Genomic DNA, 26,479 nt, shown 5'->3' on the forward strand with positions numbered 1-26,479 from the left:
AAAAAACAACAACATAATTTCTTACAGTATTGTATTAATTCATTTTTAATTGATATATTTAAACAGTATAACTAGATCAATTAAACATCAATAAAATTAGATATCACTTATTAAGTTAAGCGAGAAAAAATGCTTTTAAATAGAATATAAAATGGCCCAGAAAAAAGAGCTGATTCCAAAAAACCACCATTTCGTTCCACAATTTTTCCAGCGTTTCTTCTCTTTTGAAAATAATGGAGAAACTATTGGCATGTTTGAGACCAATAGGAATGTTTTTAAAAGTCATGTAAAAATATCCTCGCATCTAGGCAAAAAATATTTTTATGGGCGTGATGGGGAGCTTGAAAATTGGCTTTCAAAGCTTGAATCAGATTCTGCACCAATTTTTAGAGAAATGTGGGAAAAAGAAAAACTTCCTATTCCACAAAGTACAAATCATTTTAAAATGCTGCACTTTCTTATTGTTTTGGATATTCGAAATCCAATCCATTTTAAAATTCTAAAAAATTTTGAACAAAAACTTCCAAATACTAAGTCCAAAATAAGTGAAGGAAATGTTTCTAACGATATGATACCTGGATTACAGGAACAACAGTCCGACAAAGGGAAACTTAATTCACTAAAATCTTCCGAACTACTAGTACCCGATCTATTAAACCTTACGTACAAGCTTATTAAAAATAAAACATCAAATCCTTTTATTATTTCTGATAATCCACTTGTTATGTACAATCAGTTTTTAGAGAAAAGAAACTGGAAATTTGGAAGCCAGAGAGATTTTGGAATAAAAGGATTGCAGCTTTTTCTGCCTCTAAATGATTCATATATGCTAGCTGTATATGATTCTGACATCTATAAACTCGGAAATAAAAAAGAGTACCTAGTATCGATAGATGATAAAAATAGTATTGACCAGCTTAATCTTCTACAGTTTCTCAATTCTGAATCTACTGTTAATTTCAATCACAAAGCTTCTGAGTACTATATTCGAACTTTACATGAAAAATCGAAAAAACACAAAAAAGCGAATGATGATTTTATAAACGTGCGTAAATTAAAAGTTCCGAAAGATATGGATAACCTTACAGCACAAATTATCGAAATGGGAGTATCGGACTTAAATATTAAACTCTCTCTTCAAAAATTGAATTTTATCTCAAAATCTTGTGCCGTTAAACTAAATAGCATTTCAGATCAGTATAGAAAAAATATAAATTACAAGGCATATACTTTCAAAGTCTATACGATTATGCCGATTTAGTAAAATTTATAACAACCTTCTTGTGAAACAATTATTTGCTGCAAAATTTTAATCATTTGTAAAAAATTTAAAGTAGTAATTAAAAATAATTATGGGTTTAAATCGCATCCTTATCTTTACTTCCAATTATAGTTAGCAAATACACTTTTTTTTTATAGCGAATTCAAATCATATGACATAGAATTTGTAATACATGATTATGGCAATATTTATGCTTGATTTTTTGTTCAATCAAAATCAAAAAGTATCAAAGTACCAATTTCTTCTTAATTTTGGCTAAGTCAGATGAAATTTTTTCCCTCCCTATTGTTTTTATAGTTTCAATTATTTTTTCATGACAATTCTTAATTTTTTCACCGCTCTTACATGGACATAATCTATTTCTAGTAAGGTCTTTTTTATTAAGTATTTGTTCTAGAAAGACAACTATATTCTCAATTGTAGGGATTTTTAAATCTTCAATATAGTATTGTATTAATCCCTCAATATAATGTTTGTATTCCTCCCCTGCATATTTATCTACCTGTAATTTATATAATTGATTTGCAAAAAAAGGATATATTTTTTTAGTTATAAAATCTCTTAAATTAATTCCGTGCCGGCTAAGTAGTATAAGATTATTATCAAAATCTAAACAGCAGATTCCATTTTCCGAAATGTGCCAGTCGATATTGCGAGGAATTATTTCGCTTATTTCAAGAACGATTGGTACACAATATGGATACGATTCAGGCACTATCATTTTGATGTCAAAGGTATTCCAATAGTTACCTTTGACATCACATATATCCAGTTCTCCAGAAATTATCCAAATTTTGTTTTTTCTATTTCTTCCGTAGCTTAATTTGGGAAAGGATTCTTTAACCTCACCAAAGTCACGCTCAAACAAACTACATTTTTTTCCTAAATCCATAAAAAGGTTTACTGGTAGCTGCTATAGGAGCTAAATTATTTATGTTGCGATCGAAATTTGAGGTAGAAGCTTTTTGTTTCAGCTGAAGAATACCCTGCAAATCAGTAGCTATATAATCTTGTTTTTTAAGAAAAGATAACCATGCAAAATCAAACTGTGTGTAATTCCAATTTTCATCCTGTATTCTAAAAATGTAACGATCATTTTCATTCTGTGTCCTTTGACATACAGGCGTAAAAAAATCAGATAACTCTGGAACTTCATTTTTTATGTGGTCTCCAACAACTATTCCATTACTGACAGCACTTGACTGCATTTTGCTTGCTAAACTTGTATGGAGACTGCAGGTGGTCACTTCACTTATCTCTCCAATACCGGCCATACCCCAAACTACATCACGATCGTATCCAAGATCTATTCCTATTCTAGTAAATATATCTTCAATTCCCTGCTCATTAAACAGATTTTTTAGATCTGTTTTCACAAAATATGTAAAAATCCCAGCGAACTGCAAGGCTCTTTTCACAGAAAGCTGAGTCGATGTTTTTTTATCGCCAAAATATACAAATAAACCGTCTCCCTGAAGACGATGTACGTATCCTCCAAAAATAAGACAGGTATGTATTGCGGCACGTTGAATGGTGTTGGTAATAATCCAAACTGTTTCCGGAAGATAACGTTTAAAAAGATTGGTAGAACCTTTAATATCTACAAACATTGAAATAATATAATCGTTTTCAATATTTTCTGTAAGCTTTAAATGTGCGTGATCTGGATGAAGCCCTAATTTTTGATTAAAATCCGGTTTTAATCCCAGTTCACTTGCAAAATTTTCTAAGCTCGGTAGCAGGCGTTTTTCTGGAACCTGAAGCCCAAGTGCGACAGCGTCAAACGCCTTTCGCAACTCGCCTTTAGCAGGATTCCAGCTTTCATTTAAACTTTTTGACTTAGGATCTGCTGCCATTGCAGCTTTTACTGTTGAAAGATAATCTTCAAAAATTTTCATATTTCAATTATTTTAAGTTATATATTATAAGCATCAAAAGAGGAATAAAAAGAACAAATTGGATCGTAAATAAAATCCCTGCAATTTTTAGTTTGGAGAATTTAGCCGATAGTCCACAGGCGAGCTGATGAACCTGTTCCCGTAGGTCCTTGAGCTCTTCTTGAGGCGAAATATTTTCAATAGATTTAGCACTGAACTCATCATGAGTCTGGCACGATATAGAACCAAAATAGTGCAAGGAATCCGTGCCTTTTGAAATGAATGGAGTAGCGGCAAGTATTACAATAATCATAATAACAATACCAATCAAAATGAGTGCAATCATTAATAAATAAATCCACGGATTACATACAACAAAATCCTTGATAGCAAAGAAACCAACTACTAGGCCTCCTACTATAAATGTACTAAGTCCTAAAAAAACAGAACTTTTGTTATTAACGCTGTCATAATAGTGATCGTAGCGTCCAATACAGAATAATAATCTTTCTTTTTCCATAATTATAAAATCATTTTAACATAGCTTAAATAGAAAGCCGCATATACTTATATATGCTCCATAATTTATTTTTTTTGCCACATGGCAAAAAAAATAATTAAAAGAGCATATATTTATAGGGCCCAAACTAAACCAACTAACAAATGATAGATTCCAAAACTTTAGATCGTCTAAAAAATATTGACGAACGATCCTGGGGATTGATTTATAAATCACTGGTATTGTATGCTTCTAATAAATTAAATAAAGTAGGATTCGAAATACGAACCGAGAAGGATAGTGTGGACGCTGAACATTTTGCTGTATTGGCAATCGAAAAAGTTTTTACTGGAGTACGCAAATGGGACTATAATAAGCATCCGAATATAACTCATCATTTAATTTGGGTTGTAAAGAGTCTTATATCTAGTCACTTTAAATCCTCTAGCCGATCAATAGTAAATGCTGGCGGTTCCAATGAATTGTTAAGCGACAGTGAAGAGTATGATAATTACGATGAATTGACAGATGAAGAAATCCGAATCAGAGATATTCCTGATGAAATTTTGATTGAAAATGAATTTTGGGATAAGATTGAGAAAAGTTTCGGTGAAAATAAAAATGATCACGCCATATTTTGTGAATGGCTCGAAGGAGCTTCAAGAAGAGAAATTTCAAAAGAATTGGATATTCCAATGAAAGAAATAAATAATTCAATAAAAAGGGGGTTGCGGATTGTTAAAAAAATATTTACTAAGCCATGAAAAATATAAAAGTCAATGCTGATAAATTGAATCGTGATATTTATCTTTTAACGGTAGAAGAACCTGAAATTCTAAATGAACTTTTAAAAGATGAAGGATATAATCCTGAACAGCTTGAAAAAAATGGAATAACAGCAGTTAAAAAAATGTTGTTTCAACAGACTGTAGCGCTAAAAAAGGCGCAAAATAATAATTTATATACAAAAGCATTAGAGCTATTTGAGGGAACTAAAGAAACTACGAGGGAGGCAATTTTAGGATTACTAATCCAAAGATCACCACAGTTACAATTCAACAATCTTGATAAAATGGACGAACATGATCTCAAAGATATTCTTAATGAAACGGATCTACTTGATTTAATGCACAAAATCGAGAAAGGAGAACTTTGATAATGAGAAAGAACCCTGCTCTTGCTGCAAGAGCCGTTTTAGGAGAATTAGGAATCGAAGATATTCCTTCAATTGATATTACTGATTTAATTGTTTATCATAATGGTATTGTTAATGAAAAGAATTTAAAGAATTCTGATGGAAGACTTGTTATGAAAAATGGCAAATCAATTGTTACAATAGATTCGAAAATTGAATTTCCGCAGCGAAAAAGATATGTTTTGGCACATGAATTGGGACACATGATTTTACATTCTGACCATACTGCTTCATTTACAGATGATGATACGACTCTTGAAGGATATAAGAGAGGGCCTCAGGAAAAGGAGGCAAATGACTTTGCTGCAGAATTATTAATGCCAGCCGATAAATTCAGTAAAGCGTGCGAAAAAAGAAAATTCAATCCGCAGTTGCTTTTTGATCTAGCAAATAGTTTCAATACAAGCATTACTTCCACTGTATATAGATATATTGATTTGGGAAATCACCCTATTGCAGTTTTTTACAGTAAACAAGGGAAGGTACAATATTGGAAAAAATCCAAATTTATGTATTACAGGATTTCTGATATCAACAAACTGGATGTACCTAGAAATTCTGTTGCAGAGGAATATTACCGTTACAATACAATATATAAAAACAATGATATTCAAGAAATTGAGAAATCGACCTGGTTCGAATTAGGAAAATATGATAATAATTCGCCAATGCATGAATATTGCATCATAACACCACGTTACAATTCAGCATTGAGTATCATTTGGGAAGATTAATTTTTTTTTTAAAACTTGACTTATTAAAATTACCCAAAACTGGAGTTGATACCTTTTTTGCACGTAAAGCTTAAGACGAATCATTCCAAATAATGTTCTTTAATATCCCTGTTTCAGTTTCATGGCAGAATGATGGCATTGATTTTTGGCACATTAAAAACTCAGCAAATAAGGGTCTACCAAGTTTAGGTTCGAAACTATTAGAAAATTCGATAGCTTCAATTTTTCAGTAGGTACGACACAATTATTCCTGATTGAGCCTGTCTTTAATATCTCCCCATTCAAACATTACTTTTCCCTGTTCATTCTTATCACCTAAAACTGTAAGTGGCTTTTTGTAAAAATTGGCCAGAGGCAGCGGTGTACTTTTGATAATACAGTATTTTTTTAAATAATTGGGAGCGTCTAGCCATGGTTTACCTAATACTGAAACAGCATTATAAAACAATAATAACTGTTCATGCGATGATAATTGAGCTCGGATTGACGAAACATAATTGTATTTTGCCTCATACGAAAAAACACTAGCATCCGCATCATCAACAAATTTAACCAATTGAAAAAGATTGCGAATGTAGTGGCTCAGTTTTGACATTTGCCCATTAAAAGGGATGTACCCAATTTTAAGGGTGAAAATTTGATCATTCTCAATATCTACGGCTATCTCTTTATTTTTTATTGGCAAACTCTTCCAATGAAGTACTATATCTTCCAAATATCTTTCTAAACCAACGACAAAAGCCAAATGCTCTTCACCGATAAGATCCCTGACAATTAGTGATGAATTATTTCCTATTCCAAAAAAGAATATTAGGTAGGAGATATTGTAAATGGTCTCTTCATCTATTTCTCCTATTGTTTTAGTCTCGCGTAAAGAATCATAATAAAGTTTTGTAGAGTGGTAGGTGAATTTTAATTCATTGAACATGAATATAAACGATTTTCGTCCCATCAGGGATTTTCCGATAGTGGTTTCATTAACATTATCTCTATGAATCTGTAGCATGGAATAAAACTTATTTTCAAATCTTTCAATTTGCAGATCCTGTTTTTGCTGTTCATTTGCTTTGTATTGAATCCAAAAAGCTATAAAAGTTAAAATCGAAGCCGCGATTGCTATAAATGGGTTCATTATTCCCCCCATTGTATCTCCTATCAATCCTGTATCAGTTGTAGTAACAATGCTTTTACCTATATCAGTACTTGTAAAAAAATACGGTGCAAAAAAGGAGAATAAAATCAGTACTAGACTAAGAATCAAAGAATATTTTACCACTAAACCATATTCCTCTTTGTAATTTGTTAATCTGTTTATAATTTTATTTAAATTCAATAAAGCAATTAAAATCAGTACAAGAACCAAAACAAAACTGAAAAACAAGATATTTGAAATCATACTTTTTAAAATCTATTTATTTTAATTAAGTGCCTTATTTTTTATTCTCAAAACAACCAACATTTCCTATAAAAACAAATTTTACAGAAAGCTTTTCAACAATAATTTTAGTTGTACTATAGCCCATTTCCTCCTTCCTAAAGTGCAAAACGCAAAAACAAATTTAAATGCAGATTTGTTTTATTTGAGATTTTAAAAATAGGTAATTACACTATAGTTTAGCCGAATTATTAATAATTATTTCTTTAATGTAATTGCACAAATATAAAATTATTATTAAAATTTCAGTATCCATTAAGGAGCCTTTCGAGTTAACTCCTCTTTCATAGTAATTTATGACCATGTTGCTTCTTTTAATTATATTTTAGCAACACTACGGTAAATCATAAGTAGGTAATTATTTACCTATTTTTTTCTTGGCATTTTATTCATCTTACAAGAGAAAAAAACTCATTTTATTCGAAACGGCTAATAAAAAAATCACAGAAAAAGTGTTTCAGGTGCTTAACTCCTTGATATAGTTCTTCTGGATCATCTGAAAATAACTACGAATCCTAATTACTCTTTTGCCGATGACAGTTCCTTTTAATACCTTCACCTTTTTACAATTAAAATCTGTTTACAAAGGGTATTAATACGTGGCTTTTTTTGTTTCTTTATTTATATTTTTGAAAACAGCTGCTCTTTTGGCATGAATTACGGTTATCCGTAAAAAAACCGCAAACAAAATACTAATATTTGCTTGACTGTAGGACAATGAAAAAGTAAATTAAAAATAGTGCCCTCAAAGAAACATAAACCAAATAACTAATGAAATTACATATCGAAATTTGGGTTCAGGAAAAAGGATATTCTGCCAATGTACAAGAACTTTTTAAAGAATCTACAATCTGTTACAAAAACAATGCTTATCGGGCATCACTTCTTTTTTCTTATCTGGGTTTTCTTACCATCATTAAAGAAAAGCTTATAAATTCAAAACCACCAACAGCATATAATGCTGGCGAATGGCTGGCACAGCTTGGAAAAATTAAAAATGACCGAATTTGGGAAGAGGAAGTATTTACAGCACTTGTTAAAATGGATAGACCTGTATTTTTAATGTCCGAAGATCTTCGCGATCAGATTAAATATTGGAGAAGCAGACGAAATGACTGCGCACACTACAAAGATAATGAGATCGATTCACATCACACGGATGCGTTCTGGAGCTTCCTAAAGAGCAATATAGGCAAAATTACCGTAGAGGGCGGTATGCAATCCCTTTTACTGAAATTTGATGAACACTTTGATCCGACTCAGACGCCAAAAGACAGTGATTATACACATTTGATTCATGACATTGATCAAAGTGTTTTACAAGCTGAATTAGAGCTATTCTTTAAGAATGTTTATACAATAACTGAAAGTAGAGTCTATTGGGAATCTGAAATTCTGGAAGTTTATAACAAAATTTTAAAACTTTCCAGTCCAAGAGTCCAAGGTGCTTTAATCCAATATTTAAAAGCTTCTAAAAAAGACATTGCCTTTTTATTATTTAACCCGGAAAGAATTTTCGATTTTGGCTACGGCGCCAAAGAAATTCGAAAAATATGGTTTGAAAGGATGCTTGCAGCACAGTCTACTGGAAACCCATTTAATCTGTATGCCTTCCTGCTTCAAAATAATATAATTCCTAAGGATGAAATACCAGAAGCAAATGAAAAAATATTTAACAGTTATAAACAGCAGGGACCTGCTAAAATTCCCGAAAATAAAGATCTGGATACCCTAAAAGCAAACGGTTTCTTCCAAAGCGTCTTTGATATCGCAATAACTAAAAAAGACCTAAAAGATTATCTTTGGGTAAACGGTAAATGTGACCTGATTGGCTGTTTTATAGAAAATCACCCGTTAAATCCTGATACCGTTTCTTCAATAATTAGAAATGCACAGCATCGTAATCCGTCACAGTGGCTGGTAAAAAGAGTCCAAAATATATTTTTGTCAACTCCTGAAATTAAAAGCAAATTTATCGCCATTGCAGCTACAGCAGGATTGCCGGTGCCGGTTGATTTCCAATGACAATTTTAAAATAATAAACACTTTACGTGGCATAATTCAGAAAAAAAATAGTAATATTTAAATCATTATCAATTTTAATTGACAATTAATCCCCTAAATTATTACTTTCTTGAAGATCCTAATAAACTTGTGGTAGATTATATTCAAAAGCGATTATTCATTAGAATTTCAACAGGGCATTTGTAATAAGTCATTAGAATATTTTAAAAATACACTGAAAAAAAGTATCATAAATATTAAATCTGAGCCAATCTTTATTCCAGATCTTGAAAAAAGTGACTTGAGTTAGGAAACACCAACACTTTGATTTTTTTTAAATTGAAAAATTATCAATAATTGCGCAATTATCAAAAGAAATTTAAAAGAACTAAAAATCTGTTATGTTTTGAGAACCAAGGAAGTCATGAAGCAGTATCGCGAAATTATGGTAGAAGTAACTACAGAGATATTGATAAAACTGTATATTATTTATATCAAATTTGTTTCAGCTAAAATTTTAATTTTAAAATTTATTTTATGGATAAGGAAAAATCAACATGCAATATATTAGAGCTTAATAAATAATAAAATGGAATTTAGACCTATTTCAATGTCATCTATTCAATACATTATAATTCAAAAACAATCAGTTAAGACTGACATCATAAACTTCCCTGTTAATTCCTCAAATGAAATTTTTAGAACTTTACTGCAATGCCCGCGCGATTTTATGCAATTTCATGATCAAAGACGTTTTTTTAATCTTGGCCTAAATCCTTTAGGTGTAAATCCAGCAATAAATATTTTAATTTTTGAAGATGGTGAATTTACATCAGTAACAAACCCTATTACAGCTTACAATACCGTACTTAAATTAGAAAATAGAGTTGTGGTATACTGCATCGATATCTCATCAGATAAAATTGATTTAATATTTAATTCAATACTTGAAACCAAACAGAAAAACTGGTATTATACGTACCATGGCAGAAATGACACACCGCCGAAATTTCCTTTTAAAAAAAAATATTTTAAATCAGTACATAGTCTTATTTCTAATTTTAAACGTGATTTTGATCTTATAAAAAAAACTCTTTCTGATGTATCTGATGGATATTTAGAGCTTGAATTTAATCTGGATGAAGATGAAAACAATATACTACTTCCTACTTTTTCTCCAATAGTTCCAAATTACTTCACTTTCATTCAAATTGAAAATAAATCATGGAAAAATGATTATCCTAAAAATATTACCATCAATAGTAGCGAAAGAAGATCTGCTCTTTTGGATATTGTTATGAAGATTGACAAAGTACATTCAGAGGCTACAGAAGCAAAATTAACTGCTCCTATATTAATAGCCGCATTTCCTTTTTTTAATCCAGTGGTAAAATCACATTTAAAAAACAAAGCAAAAACTTCTGATGAAAAGCTCTATCTCAAATTATATGAACTTGAACAATCGATCGATTATATGACTTACTTTTTTAAAGAAAAAGTCTCTCCCGAAGAATCTGAAGGATTTACAGAATCTGAATCTGAAGAAATTGGCGAAATTGGTGCATTTTTGTTTAGTGAATTTGTAAAACCAAAATTGCTCTTTTTAGATGCTATATCATATCTACAATCTTCATTTACTTTTTCTCCGTTTATGAGATTTCCTATGATTGGTAAATCCATCTATCGTGAATTATCTATTTTCAATCCGATAAACAATAATTTTTATACACAAAAATCATTAAACAAAATTTCAAAATCCATAATAGCTTTTGGTGAAAAACTGTCATCTCACACTATTGACAACGAAACTAAAGAATATTTAAAAAACAGAAATGGTCAAATTTTAGCAATTTCTGATTTACCCATTGAGTGGCTTACATTAGATCAAGTTCCTTTATCCTTTACACATGATGTATGTAGAATTCCTGAAACAAATTATCAAGGGATCGTAAATAATTATTCGGCAAATAATCGCTTCTCCTATTCTCTAAACCATGATGTTTTAAAAAAAACTTTAATCATACTATCTGCAGATGAACAAACAAATAATGATCATGAATTTACTGCAAGCTATAAACTGGTTAAAGATTACAGCAAAGAACTTGAATATCATTTTAGATATTGTAAAACAATAAAAGACGTTTCAAACGCAATTAATGAAATAGAACCTTACATATTAATATTTGATTGCCATGGCAATATAGATTCAACAACAGATACAAGTTACTTAAGCATAAATCAAGAAAAGTTGACTTGTGATGAAATTGTCAAGTATAAAATTTCGGCTCCCATCGTTTTTCTGTCATGCTGTAATACCTCACCAAATTATGGTTATATCAATAAATTACATGACGCATTCTTTCAAGTGGGAGCACTAACAGTTACAGGCACTTTCCTTCCAATATCAATTAAAAGAGGAACGATGTATTATATTAGATTATTAACATTACTAAAACTTGAAATTAATAAAAATTTATATGACAATTGGTTGTCTTTTATTTCAAATATAATGCGAACATCTATTATTCACGATGCGATAAGCAAGTCATATTTAAAACTTCAAAAAACTCTATCTGTTGAGGAACAAAAAGCTCTAAGCAATATTTTACTAGAGTTACAGGATTTCAATAAAAGAAGAGAGATTTTTATTAATCTCAGAAATAAAGGAATTAGAATTAGTGAAGATTTAACCATTTCAATTGAAGATACAGATTGCGAATTTTTAATGTATACTCACTATGGCAGACCCGATTTGATAAAAATAAACGATAGTAGCTCTTCGATCCTTTAAAACACAATAAAAAAATAATTTCAAGGTGTTCGATAGTCGAACACCATATTATATTTGTTCAATTTACATTTTAAATTTATAAAGAACTTTTATAGCAAAAAAATGAAATTTTAAACTAAAATTATTTATACAAAAAAGTTTTATTAATTTATACATAATTTTATTTTTCCTTTATTTGCAAGGCTTTACAATTTATTTTTTCAAACTCTCGATAAACATTAAAATAGGAATAAGGTGTTCAATTGTAATCCCGGCGACTCCACAAAAAAGGGAAGATATTTAAATATATCTTCCCTTTTTTTTGATATATAGGGGAGTTTTTTGCTTATGAACCATTCATACCGGATTCATAATGATCTTTATACGGTATTTAATTCAGTTCATCATGACTTCTTCTGTCTATATAGGCATCATAAGGAGATTGTTGCCAATGGTGATTTTCTATTAACATAGGAATCTGTGAAATACAAAAATATACTTCCTAGCACTTCAATTCAAAAAATCACTATTTTTGAATAAACACTCATTAATTTTCTATGATAGATAAATCACAACTCCGAAGTTCAATTTTTAGACATCTCGACGGCTTGGCTGTTGCGCCAGTAGCAATAGCATTGAAAAAGAATGGAGTTTTGGAATTTATCCTAAGTAAAAAGCAAATACAATTAGCGGAGCTTACAATTGCTTTTAAAGCAAATGAAGGTTATCTGAATGTTGGTTTGAGGATTTTGGCTTCTCAAGGCTTTTTAGATTATGAAGTTGATAATCGTACACAAGAAATTACGATTTCAGTTAATGAAAAGACAGAAATAGCGTTTTCATTGTTTTATCTCTATGAAGATGTTGTGGAGTTACTTCACTTTTCTACCCAATTTCATCCGCGTCTCTTTGAAGATGCACCGTTTGAAAAACTTAATCTTATTTTTGAAAAATATAAAAAGAACTACGGAATTGAATCCTCTGAAGATAATCTTACCAAAAGCATTCAGGAGCAAATTCTAAAACACGTAGAAGGTTATTTGATTGGACCAACAATAGTGCATTTGGCAATGAGTGGGATGTTTCACAAATATTTTATGGAGACTTCTTTCAAACCCGAAGAGTTTCATAAATCTCCTGAACATTTTAAAAAGATATTAGATTTCTTTGTGCATCTTGGATGGTTCCTGAAGAAAAACGGGAATTATCAATTTACCGAAGTCGGCTTGTTTTATGCCAAAAGAGCCAGTGCTTATGGGGTTACGGTTTCTTACTTGCCAACATTTGCCAAAATTGAAGAACTTATTTTTGGCGATCCAGCTATTTTAAGAATGGTTCCCGATGGTGAAAACGAAATTCATGTTGATAGAGAAATGAATGTATGGGGAAGTGGTGGCGCTCACGACACGTATTTTAAAGTTGTAGATGAAATTATCGTCAAGCTTTTTAACCTGCCTATAGAAGAACAACCAAAAGGAATCCTGGATATGGGTTGTGGTAATGGCGCTTTCTTACAACATATTTTTGAAGTAATAGACAGGCAAACTTTAAGAGGAAAAATGCTCGATGAATATCCTTTATTCCTCGTTGGTGCAGATTATAATCAAGCTGCTTTAAAAGTAACAAGAGCTAATCTTATAAAGGCAGATATTTGGGCAAAGGTAATTTGGGGAGATATTGGACGTCCAGATGTGCTTTCGGATGACTTGAAAGAGAATTACAATATCGACCTGAAAGATTTGCTTAACGTAAGAACCTTTTTAGATCACAATAGGATTTGGGAAGAACCGAAATACATCAACAGCGATAGAATCAGTACCTCTACGGGTGCATTTGCCCACAGAGGAAAAAGAATCAGCAACAATCTGGTCGAAGATAATCTGTTGGAACACTTACAGAAATGGTCGCCGTATGTTTCTAAATTTGGTTTGCTTTTGATTGAATTACATACCGTAAATCCAAAACTTACCGCTAATAATTTAGGGAAAACTGCCGCAACTGCTTATGATGCTACACACGGTTTTTCAGACCAATATATTGTTGAAATAGATGTCTTTAATAGTGTTGCTGCAGAAGCAGGATTATTTCCTGATCCAACTATTTTTAAGCGCTTTCCAGATGCAGATATAGCAACAGTAAGCATTAATTTATTGAAAGGAAATTGATTTTTATTCTATAAAGCCTCATCATTTAGCTCCATAAAAAAAACCACTCTTTGAGGAGTGGTTTTAGGAAACTACAAGAATACTAATTCTATTTAAAAAAATAACCAATCGATATCTGGAAAACTCTATTTTTCATGTCATTATTGATGAAATAATTTACATCACTTTCTTTAAAAACATTAGAGTAAGAAATATTATATCTTAAATCAGCATAAAATTTATCTTTAAATTGATACCCCAATCCAAAATTTACAGAAGTATCTATACCACTAGAATATTCTTTTAAATTAAAGCTATCATGGTTTTCATAGCCTAAAAAATTATCTTGGTATTTATTATTTGCCTTAAGAAGTATTCCTATTTGTGGTCCTACTTGAATACTTAATCCTTCTATTACATAATATTTAAGCATTACAGGAATGTTTAAATAGTTCAATTTAATAGTACCGTCATAGTTGGAATTGGTTACATCGCTATCAGAAAACGAAACCTTTGTTCCTTGCTGACTGTATAGCAATTCAGGTTGTAACGAAAAGTTTTTCGCTATAGGAACTTCAACCATAATCCCTCCTGTAAATCCCGTTTTACTTGATGAGTTCATTTCGCTTTCATCAAAAGTTAGGCTCGAAATATTTAAACCAGCTTTTACGCCTAATTTAACTTTTTGGTTTTGAGCTATAATGGGCACACCAAAAAAAAGTGTGCATATAATTAACATATATCTTTTCATAACATTTATTGTTTTAAGAATGGTAACTCTCAATTTTGAGAGTTACCATAGTTCTATCTGTAAATTTGTTAGTTCTTAATAATCTTAGTAGTGTATTTTTTGCCTTGTACATTGCAGTCTAAAACATACACTCCAGGAGCCAATGCACTTACATTTATGTTTGATGGAATGCTTGGATATGTTTTACTCCACACAGCTTTACCATCGATTGCATAAATATTGATTTGTGCTTCTCCTTCAACTTTATCTGCTAAGAAGATGTTTACAGTATCTATTGCTGGGTTAGGGAATACTCTAAAAGCATTTGTAATTTTCCCAACTAGCATACCTTTTGAATCAAATGGAGCAGAAATACTACTACATCCATTATTATTGGTTACTTGAAGGCTGTAATCTCCTTCCCAAATTGTTACTATCGATTTTTCGGTTGCATTTGGTATAGGTCTTCCGTTTAAGAACCATTGGTAAGAAGCAGCATCTTTAGAGGCTGTTAACTTTTTATCACCTACAACCTGAATTTCAGATACCATGTTGTTTTCAATAATTGAGATAGTAGTACTAAAAGTTTGACCAATACCATTTTCATTATATACAGTTACATAGTAAACTCCATTTTCAGTTGTAACATAAGTAGGCTCTGTTGAACCATCAAACCATTCGTACGATTTGTAATCTCCTGGAGATAAAGTAACCTCAGGACCACAAATAGCACCGCTTGCTAATTCAGATTCAAAAGTATCAAATGTTGCAGTTACTGTTTCAGTAAGTGTACAACCGTTTTTCATGATTACTGTTACTGTATAATCTCCTGCTTTATTTATTTCGATACCGTTAGTAACATTACCAGTATTCCATTTGTATGATGTAACTCCTAATTTTTTAGCACTAAAATTAGTTGAGGCATCAATGTATAGGCTTTTGCCTGCATATCCATGAATCGTTGGTTTGTCGAATATTTTGAAATCTGACGTTACTTCTTGATATACATAGTTCTTTATTTCATTGTTTTGTTGAATTGCATTATTCTCTAATTTTGCAAGAATGTTAAACACATGAGAGTCACCACTCAAATCAAGTTTAGGCTGTTTTTTGAAAGTATATTCAATGCTTTCTCCAGCAGGAATTGCGGTTTCAACAGATTCTGTAATAGTTTCATTTGTATTAAGATATCCTAAAACTAATTGTATTGCATTTGCTGCAATTGCAATCTGTCCTTCATTAGTTAATTTAACTTTAACGTCAGTTCCGCCACATACATCTTTTGGTGATACCATTTGTAATGATACGTCAGACACAGGATCGCTGATTATTTTTAAATCATCTACTACCATATAAGAATATCCTTGTACTAAAGAATGTTTGAATCTTAGCATTACAGACTTTCCTGCATATTTGCTTAAATTAATTGTTCCTTTTTGCCATTCTTTATCTACATGACTTCCTTGTAGAGAAGTTTTCCAAACTTCATTCCATTCGCCTCCTACGGTTTTAGCATCTACAATAAAACTATTAGTGCTATTGCTTTCTATTGCATAATAAAATTCCATAGCGGTTGCATTTTCAGGTAACTTATACAACGGAAAGATTAATTCTCCATTGTTAGAACCATTTTCAAGTGGATGATAAAGCATCGTTGCAGGGGTATCTCCGGTATGATCTTTAACTGGGATACCTAAATACGTGTTATCAGGTTTAACTGTTGCTATCCATGGGAAATCTCTGTCGCTTTGTCCTGAAACAAAACCTTTTGATCCAAATAATGTGCCCACAGGTACATCAGAAAAAGTCTCAACAGTTAAGTTTGGTGCCTTTGCAATAACCTCAAAAGATTTTGTAAGACTTTCTGCCTGAGCTTTTGGCTGCCCGTTTGAAATTATTTTTACAGTAATATCATATTTTCCTGCTGGTAGTTGCGGAATGCCATCTGCGGTATAAACAATGGTTTGATATTGTAATATCGGATTGTTTCTTTCTACTAGAACTGGTTCACCTACAGGTTTACCATTTTGGGAAATTTGATATTCGATTGTAGCTTTATCAACTTTATTATAAAATACATTTTTTGCACTGATAAAAAATTCGTGCGAAGGCGCATCTTCATAAACAGTCTCAGGCATACTTAAATGAGATAATTGCAAATAATCTGCTGTTTCTTTAAGCTTAATATTATCTACAGCAAAACCACTAGCAAATAATCCATTATCATCATGCTGAAAAGCTACAAGAACACAAGATTTTCCTGCATAAGCACTTAAATCTACTTGATATTCGAACCAACTACTTAGATGTGGCATCTTAAATTCTGTTTTCCAGGTTGTACCTCCATCTGTACTTACTTTTACATACCCGTCTGAAAGACCATATCTATCTCCAAAGCCATCAAATGATAAGTGTGCTCCTTTATAATTACTCAAATCAAATACTGGTGAGATTAACATATCGTTTGATGAGTCGCAATTACATTTATCATCGTTACTCGCCATAAAATTAGTATGCTCAGTTAAGAACCATCCTGGGGAACCTAAATCCTTGCTTGTTCCATGTTTCCAGCCTGTAGCATTTGCATTCTCAGTAGTTCTCCATCCTTTATATTTGGTTGCATCTTCAAAATCCATTGTATAAGGAAGTACAGATACTTTTAGATCTTCATTGTTCCAATTGTCGTAACCAGTTGTTAAAGAATTATTTTCAGGTTTAACATCTTTAGTCATATCTTCTGGGAAAACTGAAACAGTAATAGTATTCTCTCCAATACTTTTTAAATTAATATTTGGAATAGAATAGGTGAGTGTATCTCTAAATTTGGTAAATACTAATGTTGTTTTTTCGGTTTTTGAAAAAACTTCATTTTTTGCATTATCAAGGATTTTTGTAGTAACATTTACAAGCTCGCTTGTGGTTGCAAAATTATTAATGATTTGTGCCTTTAGTGTTATGTTGTCATTGCTAATAGTACAAGCTCCAGCGTCTAGTTTTGCAGCTATAACCTGTAAATCATAAGGTGCATTACCTACACGAATATTGTCTATAAAAGCTCCTAAATATCTACTGCTATTATTATCTGTAACTACACGAAAACGAATAGCAGCTTTTTTGCCAGCAAGTTCAGCTAAACGCATTCCGTATGGGGCTTTTTTTAGATCATTGTTAATTCCGCTAAACCATGGCCCTGATACTAAATCATTGTAATGTTCATTATCTGGATAATCGATTCCTGTAACTTTTTTCCAGTTTTTATTGTCTTCTGAGTATTCAACAATTAAGCCGTGATATCCTTTATAAAATAAATACATCAAGTCAAACTCAACATACGGAGCGGTAACATTAGTAAAATCAAATATTGGTGATTGTAACGTAAAATCAGCATTTAGCTGCATTAGTTCAGTAGTACCTAGAGTTATAGTTGCCCATAAATATTTTGAATTGGTGTCTCTAAATGAATAAGTAGTAGGCTGCCATATAAATTTTTGAGTAGCCAGTAATGATTCAGAAAACCAACCTCCAGGAGTTCCTTCAAAATTTTGAGAATACGGAAATTGACTTATTATACCGCTATAAACTGCATTTATAGTTTTGTTATTAGTTGTCACAGGATCTTTACTATATGTTACATATGCTTCATAGGTATGTGATCCGCTAGCAGATAAATCGACAGTACCATCAAAAGGAATAGTCATTTCTGAATTCCCTTTAAAAGCTGTGGTTAGAGTAATATCTTTCCAAACAGTTTCATTTCCAGGAAGTGTATTTAGATATCCTATTTTTAACTGAGATCCTACAGGGATATCCTGACAACCTAAATTAAAAATAGTAAGTGCTAATGGATGATTTGCAGATAAAGTTTCTCCGGTATATGCAGGAAGATTTAACCCAACAAGTTTAAGATCAAAATCTTTTTGAGCAGGCGGAACCAATAAATTGGCTACAAACGAAACTCCGTCTTTTGCTCCAAATTCTTCAATAGGTTTAAAATCAAATTTTACTTCTACATAGTTTGGAGCAGTTGCGCTTATTATGTAAGGAAGGTTATCTTGAATTTTTATAATAACTTCTTCGCCTAATGCTAAATCTTTTGCAATACTAATGGTGCCATCTTTAGTATACTGTGTATTGAATCGACCACCAAAACCTGCTGTCATTAATCTTAACTTGTAATTTAAATTTTCATTTGCTTTAATTACAGTAGATCCAGTGTTTTTAATTTTAATATAAAAAGGTTCATCTCCTTTTAAAGAACCACAAGCAACTGAAGGCTTTTCAATTGAAACAATTGCAATTTGCTTATCTGCGTAAGAGGCTCCAACCCCAATAGCATACCAAGTATTGGTAACTTGTTTGTATTCTTCAGAACTTAATCCGTATAAATCTTCTACAACCATTAAACTTGCCTGACGCATATCGCTAAAGTTTGAAGCTGGAGATAAATATTCGGTAAGTGTTATGTAGGCTATTTTCTCTGCTTTGGCAAGACCAATAGCTTTAACATCATAGCTGTTGTTAAGATCATTTACACCTTGACCACCTTCACTTAAAAGGTAAAACCAGTAATTTGTGATTCCGCTGTTAAAGTGTACACCACCATTATCGTAACCCACGTTTAATGGATTTACCCAGTTTACTCCTCCATAAGTGTCTGGCTGACTTTGTGCTTTAGGATTAGACATGTTTCTCATACTTCCGTGAGTATACAACTCATTACCTAGCATCCAAATGTCTTCTTTTTTGTCTTTTCCAACGAAAAATTCGACAGACACACCAAAGATGTCACTAAAAGATTCATTCATGGCTCCAGATTCTCCTTGGTAAATTAACCCAGCAGAAAATTGTGTTACAGCATGCGTTAGTTCATGCGCCGTAATTCCTAAACCTACATAAGGTGTGTTGTTACCATCGCCAAATTGTGCCCATCCACCAGTCCATGAAGCGTTTTCGAGATTAGTGCTTAAATGTGCAAGACCAATAATTTCCATTCCTTTATTATCGACACTATTTCGGTTAAATTTTTCCGCATAATAGTCGATTGTTTTTTGCATACCCCAATGAATGTCTATCGCAACTTCATCATGATCTTTATTATGGAGTTCATTCCAAATGTTATCTTCATCGATAAACTCTGTGATTACCTCATCAGATGCGTGATCTGCATGATTCATGTTTAGAGTATACATAGGTACTTTGTATTTTCCTTGTGTAGATTCTAGTTTGTAACCTTCAGGATATTGTTTGGTGTTAAAAACAACTTCTCCTGCATATCGAGCTTTACCTTTACCAAGACTTTGACCAGGAACATTAGAATCTCGACTAAGATTGATGGTAAGGATTGTTTTTCCTGTGTTTGCATCTACATAGATGGTTTGACTAGATTGCGGATTTGTTGCATAAATATCAAATTTCCATGCCAAGTAATATTCCGTTAGTTTAGAAGAAAAGTTAGGACCAACATAAACCAATTCGCCTTGGGGTTTTGTGCTTATATTTTTATTAATTAAAGAACCTAATTTTTTACTTTCCCAGATATATTGTTTTGCATTTATTGTCTTAAGTGCATTTTCTAAAGCAGTAGTAGCATTTATTTTATAATTGCTGGTTGCAGGCAACTTTTTAGCAGTAGAACCAAAGGCATCAATCTTGGTTTTATTTTTTCTAACCTTATAAATTGATCCTTCTACAGGAATCGAGTTATGCAATTGCTGATAAGTAGCCAAGGTTCTCCCGTGATTATCAGAAACAGATTTTAATTGCATTTTATCAGATGTAGATAAATCAAAATCCCCTTTTTTAACTTCAAATATATTTTTTACAGTTAAATTAGAAGATTTAGCAAAAGTCTTGACCTTTGTATTAATCGTATCTTGCGAGCTTGTTTTCTCGGTAGTATTTGATAGTTTTTGTACAAACAGTTTTTGACTTTGCAGTGCTTGTTTTGTCACCGATTCACTTTCTGTTGCAGAAAGTTCTTTGCCACTTATAGTTTCTTCTTCTTTTCGAATGAAGAGATTATTGGCGTCTTTATCCTGACTAGAATTTAGATTACCAGTTTTCTTAGAAACTTGTTCCTTTGTTTCTTCAGGAGCACCTAAGGCCGTTTTCACGCCATCATTTTTGATATTTTGAATAGGTGACTGAGCTATTCCTACGGAACAGACAAAGAAACTTAACAAAATAAACAAATACCTGGTTTTGAAGTAAATTTGATTCATTCTTTTAAATTTAAAATTAATACTAGAGTTTACTTGGTTAATAATCATTGCACCTTTATGGTTCATGGCAAAACTATAAAAGCAGTATTCTAAAAATCAATTTGGAGTTTGATTTTCAGGAATTTCTTTTGTTATTTTTTCCAGAATCTTTAAGAGAGTTTCTTTTTTTGTTTTTGTATCTTCTAAAAGTTCTTCAATGCTTTTAGGAGGTTTAATTTTTTTCTTCCGATTCATTCTGAAATTCTTTTACATCGATTTAGTAAATGTAGAACGGAGGTGTATAATTCTGAAAAAAAGGACTATTACAAAAACACTCTAAGGCATAAAAGAGTCACTAAAAAAACACTCAAAAATCTTTAAGTGCTTGTTTTTTAGTTGGTTAATTTTGAATTTATTGTTGAATTAAATCAGATTAAAAAGTATTTAAGTAGGTAGAAAGATTTACTTTTTCATTTGTTAAATCAAATTTTTTACGGAGTCTGGTTCGGGCATTCTCGATAGATTTAAAAGATTGTCCCGTAATTTGAGAAATTTCTTTTGTAGTTAAATCCAAATATAAAAGCGCACACAATCGACGATCTTTTGGAGTAAGAGACGGGTAATCGATTTTTAATTTATCAAAAAATGATTTATGAACTTGTTCAAAGCTAATTTCAAATTCTTTCCAGGTATCCGTATTCAAATTCTTTTCCAGACGTTTTAAAACTATATCAATAGTTTGCTGCATTTCTTTGTTAATAGTCTTGAGTTTTATCTTTTTAAGATCATTCAAGATTTCATTAATACTGTCTGTACGATGTATTTCTGCCATTGCTTTTCCTATGAGAACCTTTTTTTTAGTTTCAAGGCTTTGTTTCAGGGCTTGCATTTTAGTTTTTAATTTCTCTTTTTCAAGTTGATTTTTAATATTCTTATTTCGAAATTTTATCAATAAAATAATTAAAACCAATATGGCAACAACTAATATCAATCCTATTATAGAGTGTTTAAAAAGCTTTTTTTGTTCGATCAGTGTTTTTATTTGAGCGCGTACTTTGTAATCTTGCTCCAGCTTTATTTTTTCCAGATTTACGGCCTTTTCTTCTACATGTATACTATCGTTGATTGTATTGTATTTCTGGAAATAATGAACAGCATTTTTATAGTCTTCTTTGCTTACATATATTTCATAAAGCATTTTGTTTAGGTTTAAAACAGAGAAAGTATATTCGTTTTCGCTACATAATTCTAATGCTTTTTTAGCATTTATGATTGCAGTATCATAATTTTTTTCTTTTAACTTATATTCTGAAAAAGATCCATAAACAAAAGATTGTATTAAATTATCAATTGGTTTTTTTAATAAAGAAAACGCTTTGTCAAAATAATAGTCAGCATTTATTTTATCTTTTTTTAAATCATAAGCCCTTGCCAAATTAGTGCTAACATAGACCTTTAAGACATCATCTTTTATGTTTTTATTTATTAAATCAGCCTTGCGATAGTAATATAAAGAGGAATCTATGTTTTTAGTTAAATAGGTAGTACCTATGTTGTTTAAAATTTTTACAAGCTTAATAGGATCATTCTTTGTCTTTTGGTAGCGATATACGTTTAAGAAATATTTTAATGCTTTATCTTTATTTTTTCCTTGTGCATAAATAATGGCAAGATTGTTTTCTACTTTAGATACTTCCTCATGATTACTGTTATTTTTGTAAATATCATACGCTTTTAGATAGTATTGTAAAGCAATATCTAAGACTTCTTTTGAAGAATACATTTTGCCTGCCGTAATGTAAACAGAAGCCAAAGTGAGTTCTGAGTTTTTTGTTTTTTTTGCTTCAGCTTCAGCTAATTCAATATATTTTATGGCTCTATCCCAATCAGAATTTTGAAGGCTTAGTGCTATTTTGCGGCACAATTCTACTTTTTTTTGACTATCGTTAATGCTATTTAAGTTATCAATCAGTTCTTGTGTCGATGACTGAGAGTGAATACTTAATGAAAGAAAAAGAAAAAAGGTTAAAAATATTCGTGCCATCATAATATATAAATGATTGAGGGTGAATTTCAAATTTAAATAAAAAAATAAGATTAGTATGACATAAAATGATATTTGTCATTTTATGTCACTTTTAAAATTATTACTAATTTTTAAGGACTATTTCTCGATTTGTCCTAAAAAGGTAGTTGGTTTTGAATCCCTTAATGTGTTATACATAATTTATTCGAAGACAGAATTAAGCACTGGAAGTAATAAATAGCTTGATTGAAATTATTCAGGCTCAAAAAAAATCCTGTAAAGATATTTTACAGGATTTCTCATTATATATTTATGAAAAGTAAGCATTCAAAAGTCTTTGAATTAAAAATTAAACAGGGATAGTTTTAGTTATATTTTAATAGATTACTAAAACTTCTAATTTCCTAATTCCAATTGATTTTTAACTAATTTAAAATAGTCGGCTTTGTTATAAACTAATTCAGAATGATTTCCTTGTTCTACAATTTCACCATTTTTAAGTACTATGATATTATCAGCATTTTTTACCGTGCTCAAGCGATGTGCAATAATGACAACTGTTTTTCCTTTAAAAAATTCTTGAAGATTATCATGTATAATTTTTTCATTTTCTGCATCAAGGGCAGATGTCGCTTCATCAAAGAAAATATAATGTGGATTTTTATAAATTGCCCGTGCAATTAAAATACGTTGTTTCTGTCCACCCGAGAGCCCATTTCCTGATGCTCCAATTTTTGTATTATATCCAAGAGGTAATGTTTCGATAAAACTTTCAATGTTGGCAATTTTAACTGCTTTCTTTAATTTTTGTTTATCAATATTTTCATCTCCGGTAGCAATATTTCTTTCGATAGTATCCGAGAAAATAAACCCGTCTTGCATAACTACGCCACAATTTTCGCGTAAGCTTCTAGAAGAAATTTCGATAATATTTTTAGTATTAAACAATAATTTGCCTTGTGTCGGTTCGTAAAACTTTAGTAATAACTTTAATAAAGTAGTTTTTCCGCTTCCGCTGGCACCAACAATAGCAGTGATTTTTCCTTCGGGAATACTAAAATCAATATTTTTTAATACATGAGGAGATCTAGGGCCTTCATATTGAAAACTAAGATTTATGCCTTTAATTCCTAAAGGATAGCAGTCATTAATATCGCTTATTTTTAGAAAATTATTATTTTCTCCTTCTTCTGTGGGATGATTTTGTACCTCATTTAGTCGCTCTAAACTTAATCGAGCATCTTGAAAAGAGCGGAAAAAACCAACAAGCTGATTTATCGGACTATTCATTTGTCCTACGATATAAGATACACTCAACAGCTGCCCCAATGTCATTTGTCCTTTTACGACAAAAGATGCTGCTAAAAAAGTGACTAAAATGTTTTTGAATTGATTTAGAAATTCAAAACCTGATAGCTGAATTTGATCTAATTTTAATATTCTGGTATTAATTTTAAATAGCTTTTTCTGAATCTCTTCCCATTCATTACGCTTAAAATCTTCAAACTGATTTAATTTCATTTCAGTTACTCCGTTGATGATTTCCAGAATAGATTCCTGGTTTTGACTTCGTTGCTGGAAATGGAAATAGTCTAGTATTTTCCGTTTTTTAAGCCAATAGAATGACCAACTGATAGATACTACTGTCAGAATAAGATAAACGACCAAAATGGTAAAATCATAATACCAAAGAACTCCAAAGAACACCGAAAATGTTATCATCGAAAAAAAGGTGACTAGACTTTGTGAGGTTAAAAAGTTTTCGATACGCTCATTATCCTGTATTCGTTGATTAAAATCACCAGTCATTTTAGTATCAAAGAACTTAATAGGCAATTGTAATAATTTTTTTAAAAAATCGGATATAATGCGAATACTTATTTTTGTTCCTATAAAAAGCATTAACCAATTGCGAATTATTTCGATGGTTATGGATCCAAAAAATAAGCCGAGTTGTGCTAAAAGTATAAGACTTATCAGGTTTAAGTTTTTTTTGCTTACCCCATTATCAATAAGATTTTGGGTTAGAAACGGAAAAACTAAGGTTAAACCACTCCCTAAAAGTAACATAACAAAAAGAAAGCTTAATTGTTTTTTATATGAGTTTAAGTAGTTATAAATATATTTAATATTTAATTTTTCTTCTTTAGGAGGAGTTAATTTATAGAAAGTCTCTGTAGGTTCTAGAAACACTCCAATTCCGTTATCACCATCAGATAGCCAAGATTTTTTAAACTTTTCTTCGTTTAACGCGACAAAACCATGACCTGGATCAGCAATTTTATAAGTCTTCTTATTTGTAAAAAAGTTCGTTTTTATTTTATTTAGAACTACAAAGTGATTTTTATTCCAATGAAGAATACATGGCAAAGGCATTTCATTAAGCTTTTCGATAGTTAGTTTGGCCGTAAGCGTTTCAAAACCTATTTTACTTGCAGCCTCTTTAACTCCTAATAAAGAAATTCCTTCACGTGTAATAAAGGAATGTTCTCTTAGGTATCGTAAAGAATATTTTTTTTTATAAGCACTTGCAACCATACATAAACAAGCGGGGCCACAGTCCATTTGATCTTGTTGGGGGATAAAAATCATTTGATATTTATTTTGGATGCTTTTTGAATTTTTTCTAGAATATTTTTATCATGAATTTGATTTGTAAAAGTATCCATCAATATTTTTGCGTTTTGTATGGAATCTTCAGATTGTAAGTACAAGAAACTTTTATTTTGAAGTGCATTTAAAACATATATTTTAAAAAAGGCATATTTGTAGTCTTTCTTTAAAACATCTTTTAGTAGCAAGGCAATGTCTTGTGAATTCTCATTAATTAGGCATACTAAAGCCAGCCAATCGTTTAGATATTTATTTTCGGTATTATGTTTTTTTTCATTTAATGACTTACAGAAAAATTCAAAGTCAAATGATTGCGATTCAGTAATCATTTGAGTAAGCAAAAATTCAGTAAAAATCTGCATTAACATTTCTTCTTTATATTGAAGTTTAGTCTGATTTAATATCGAATTTTTTAAGTTATACTGATTCTTTATTGGTTCTACTTCTAGAAGGATATGTTCTATTATAGCAATGTTTAAATCGATATAATTCTTGATTTTATCTGCTTTTAAAAATAACCTGATTACGTTATGAATTTGCTGAATTTTGGCAGCATAAATATCTGGATATTCTTTTTCAATAATTTCGATATTCTGAATTGCCAAAAGCAATAATTCTAAAGCTTTTTCATAGTTATTTTCTTTGTATACTCTAAATGCCAGATTAGGATATATGTATACATTTAAATAAAGTCTAGCTCTTTGATTTAAATCAGAATTATCTAAAGCATCTTTACCTTTTGTATAAAAATAGTCTGCTTTTGTTAACCTGTTTTGTTTGCATTCATTTAATGCTTTAGAATAATAACTCCATATTAATTGGATATCCATTCTTTCTGTTAGCTCAAATTGATTAAAAACAAAAGAAGTAAACAAATCATCAAAACTTATGGCTCCTGATTGATTGTCATTTACAAAATCAGAATTTACAATTTCTGATAATGATAAGGAAATGTCATCTTTTCTCATTG

At 31.0% G+C, this 26,479-nt stretch carries 17 protein-coding genes; 7 read left to right on the forward strand and 10 right to left on the reverse strand.

The genetic code is table 11. From position 1 onward, the window contains the following. Positions 1 to 151 precede the first annotated feature (151 nt). Positions 152 to 1,261: a DUF4238 domain-containing protein gene (locus tag IW20_RS09020; RefSeq protein WP_035621091.1), complete on the forward strand. Its 1,110-nt coding sequence runs from the start codon at positions 152 to 154 to the stop codon at positions 1,259 to 1,261. 247 nt (positions 1,262 to 1,508) lie between these two features. Here the strand turns inward: IW20_RS09020 and IW20_RS09025 are convergent, their stop codons facing one another. Genes IW20_RS09025 through IW20_RS09035 form a run of 3 tightly spaced genes read right to left on the reverse strand, consistent with a single transcriptional unit; the run spans position 1,509 to position 3,679 of the window. Then, on the reverse strand, positions 1,509 to 2,174 hold the full coding sequence (locus IW20_RS09025; protein WP_035621095.1) for a hypothetical protein: 666 nt from the start codon (positions 2,172 to 2,174) through the stop codon (positions 1,509 to 1,511). Continuing rightward, a complete protein-coding gene (locus tag IW20_RS09030) occupies positions 2,152 to 3,180 on the reverse strand; it encodes an adenylate/guanylate cyclase domain-containing protein (RefSeq protein ID WP_035621098.1) in 1,029 nt (342 codons plus the stop codon). Before IW20_RS09030 ends, IW20_RS09025 begins: the two co-directional genes overlap by 23 nt. Positions 3,181 to 3,187: 7 nt before the next feature. Continuing rightward, a complete protein-coding gene (locus tag IW20_RS09035; RefSeq protein ID WP_035621099.1) occupies positions 3,188 to 3,679 on the reverse strand; it encodes a Pycsar system effector family protein in 492 nt (163 codons plus the stop codon). A gap of 143 nt (positions 3,680 to 3,822) precedes the next feature. Here IW20_RS09035 and IW20_RS09040 point away from each other — a divergent pair, with 143 nt between their 5' ends. The 3 genes from IW20_RS09040 to IW20_RS09050 are packed head-to-tail and all read left to right on the forward strand — an operon-like array spanning position 3,823 to position 5,587. Next, positions 3,823 to 4,422, forward strand: a complete 600-nt coding sequence (locus tag IW20_RS09040; RefSeq protein ID WP_035621102.1) for a hypothetical protein — start codon at positions 3,823 to 3,825, stop codon at positions 4,420 to 4,422. Then, positions 4,419 to 4,814 (forward strand): hypothetical protein, encoded by a 396-nt coding sequence (locus IW20_RS09045; protein ID WP_035621109.1) that lies wholly within the window; start codon positions 4,419 to 4,421, stop codon positions 4,812 to 4,814. Before IW20_RS09040 ends, IW20_RS09045 begins: the two co-directional genes overlap by 4 nt. 2 nt (positions 4,815 to 4,816) lie before the next feature. Further along, positions 4,817 to 5,587 carry an ImmA/IrrE family metallo-endopeptidase gene (locus IW20_RS09050; RefSeq protein WP_035621112.1) on the forward strand — a complete coding sequence of 257 codons (771 nt, stop codon included), beginning with the start codon at positions 4,817 to 4,819 and terminating at the stop codon, positions 5,585 to 5,587. A gap of 244 nt (positions 5,588 to 5,831) precedes the next feature. Here the strand turns inward: IW20_RS09050 and IW20_RS09055 are convergent, their stop codons facing one another. Next, entirely contained in the window at positions 5,832 to 6,983 is a 1,152-nt protein-coding gene (locus IW20_RS09055) for a putative phage abortive infection protein (protein ID WP_035621115.1), read from the reverse strand. Positions 6,984 to 7,793: 810 nt separating this feature from the next. Between IW20_RS09055 and IW20_RS09060 the strand changes: the two genes are divergently transcribed. The 3 genes from IW20_RS09060 (at position 7,794) to IW20_RS09070 (ending at position 13,961) form a co-directional block, all read left to right on the forward strand. Beyond that, positions 7,794 to 9,047 (forward strand): hypothetical protein, encoded by a 1,254-nt coding sequence (locus IW20_RS09060; protein ID WP_035621116.1) that lies wholly within the window; start codon positions 7,794 to 7,796, stop codon positions 9,045 to 9,047. Between the two features lie 568 nt (positions 9,048 to 9,615). Beyond that, positions 9,616 to 11,817, forward strand: coding sequence for a hypothetical protein (locus tag IW20_RS09065; RefSeq protein ID WP_123869405.1), 2,202 nt, complete (start codon positions 9,616 to 9,618; stop codon positions 11,815 to 11,817). Between the two features lie 536 nt (positions 11,818 to 12,353). Then, entirely contained in the window at positions 12,354 to 13,961 is a 1,608-nt protein-coding gene (locus tag IW20_RS09070) for a class I SAM-dependent methyltransferase (RefSeq protein WP_035621120.1), read from the forward strand. 88 nt (positions 13,962 to 14,049) lie between these two features. Here the strand turns inward: IW20_RS09070 and IW20_RS09075 are convergent, their stop codons facing one another. The 6 genes from IW20_RS09075 to IW20_RS09095 form a co-directional block, all read right to left on the reverse strand. After that, positions 14,050 to 14,691, reverse strand: a complete 642-nt coding sequence (locus IW20_RS09075; protein ID WP_035621122.1) for a porin family protein — start codon at positions 14,689 to 14,691, stop codon at positions 14,050 to 14,052. Between the two features lie 68 nt (positions 14,692 to 14,759). Further along, the gene (locus IW20_RS09080) at positions 14,760 to 20,891 is read right to left on the reverse strand and encodes a M4 family metallopeptidase (RefSeq protein ID WP_165571418.1); all 6,132 of its coding nucleotides are present in this window, start codon (positions 20,889 to 20,891) and stop codon (positions 14,760 to 14,762) included. 96 nt (positions 20,892 to 20,987) lie between these two features. Continuing rightward, positions 20,988 to 21,125 carry a hypothetical protein gene (locus tag IW20_RS26215; protein ID WP_165571419.1) on the reverse strand — a complete coding sequence of 46 codons (138 nt, stop codon included), beginning with the start codon at positions 21,123 to 21,125 and terminating at the stop codon, positions 20,988 to 20,990. A 178-nt stretch (positions 21,126 to 21,303) separates the two neighbouring features. Next, positions 21,304 to 22,917 (reverse strand): tetratricopeptide repeat protein, encoded by a 1,614-nt coding sequence (locus tag IW20_RS09085; protein WP_035621126.1) that lies wholly within the window; start codon positions 22,915 to 22,917, stop codon positions 21,304 to 21,306. Between the two features lie 375 nt (positions 22,918 to 23,292). Further along, positions 23,293 to 25,488: a peptidase domain-containing ABC transporter gene (locus IW20_RS09090; protein WP_035621128.1), complete on the reverse strand. Its 2,196-nt coding sequence runs from the start codon at positions 25,486 to 25,488 to the stop codon at positions 23,293 to 23,295. Next, on the reverse strand, positions 25,485 to 26,477 hold the full coding sequence (locus IW20_RS09095) for a hypothetical protein (protein WP_035621130.1): 993 nt from the start codon (positions 26,475 to 26,477) through the stop codon (positions 25,485 to 25,487). The genes IW20_RS09090 and IW20_RS09095 overlap by 4 nt, the downstream gene beginning before the upstream one ends. Positions 26,478 to 26,479: the final 2 nt, after the last annotated feature.

Source organism: Flavobacterium hydatis (genome assembly GCF_000737695.1).
GTDB classification, from domain to species: domain Bacteria; phylum Bacteroidota; class Bacteroidia; order Flavobacteriales; family Flavobacteriaceae; genus Flavobacterium; species Flavobacterium hydatis.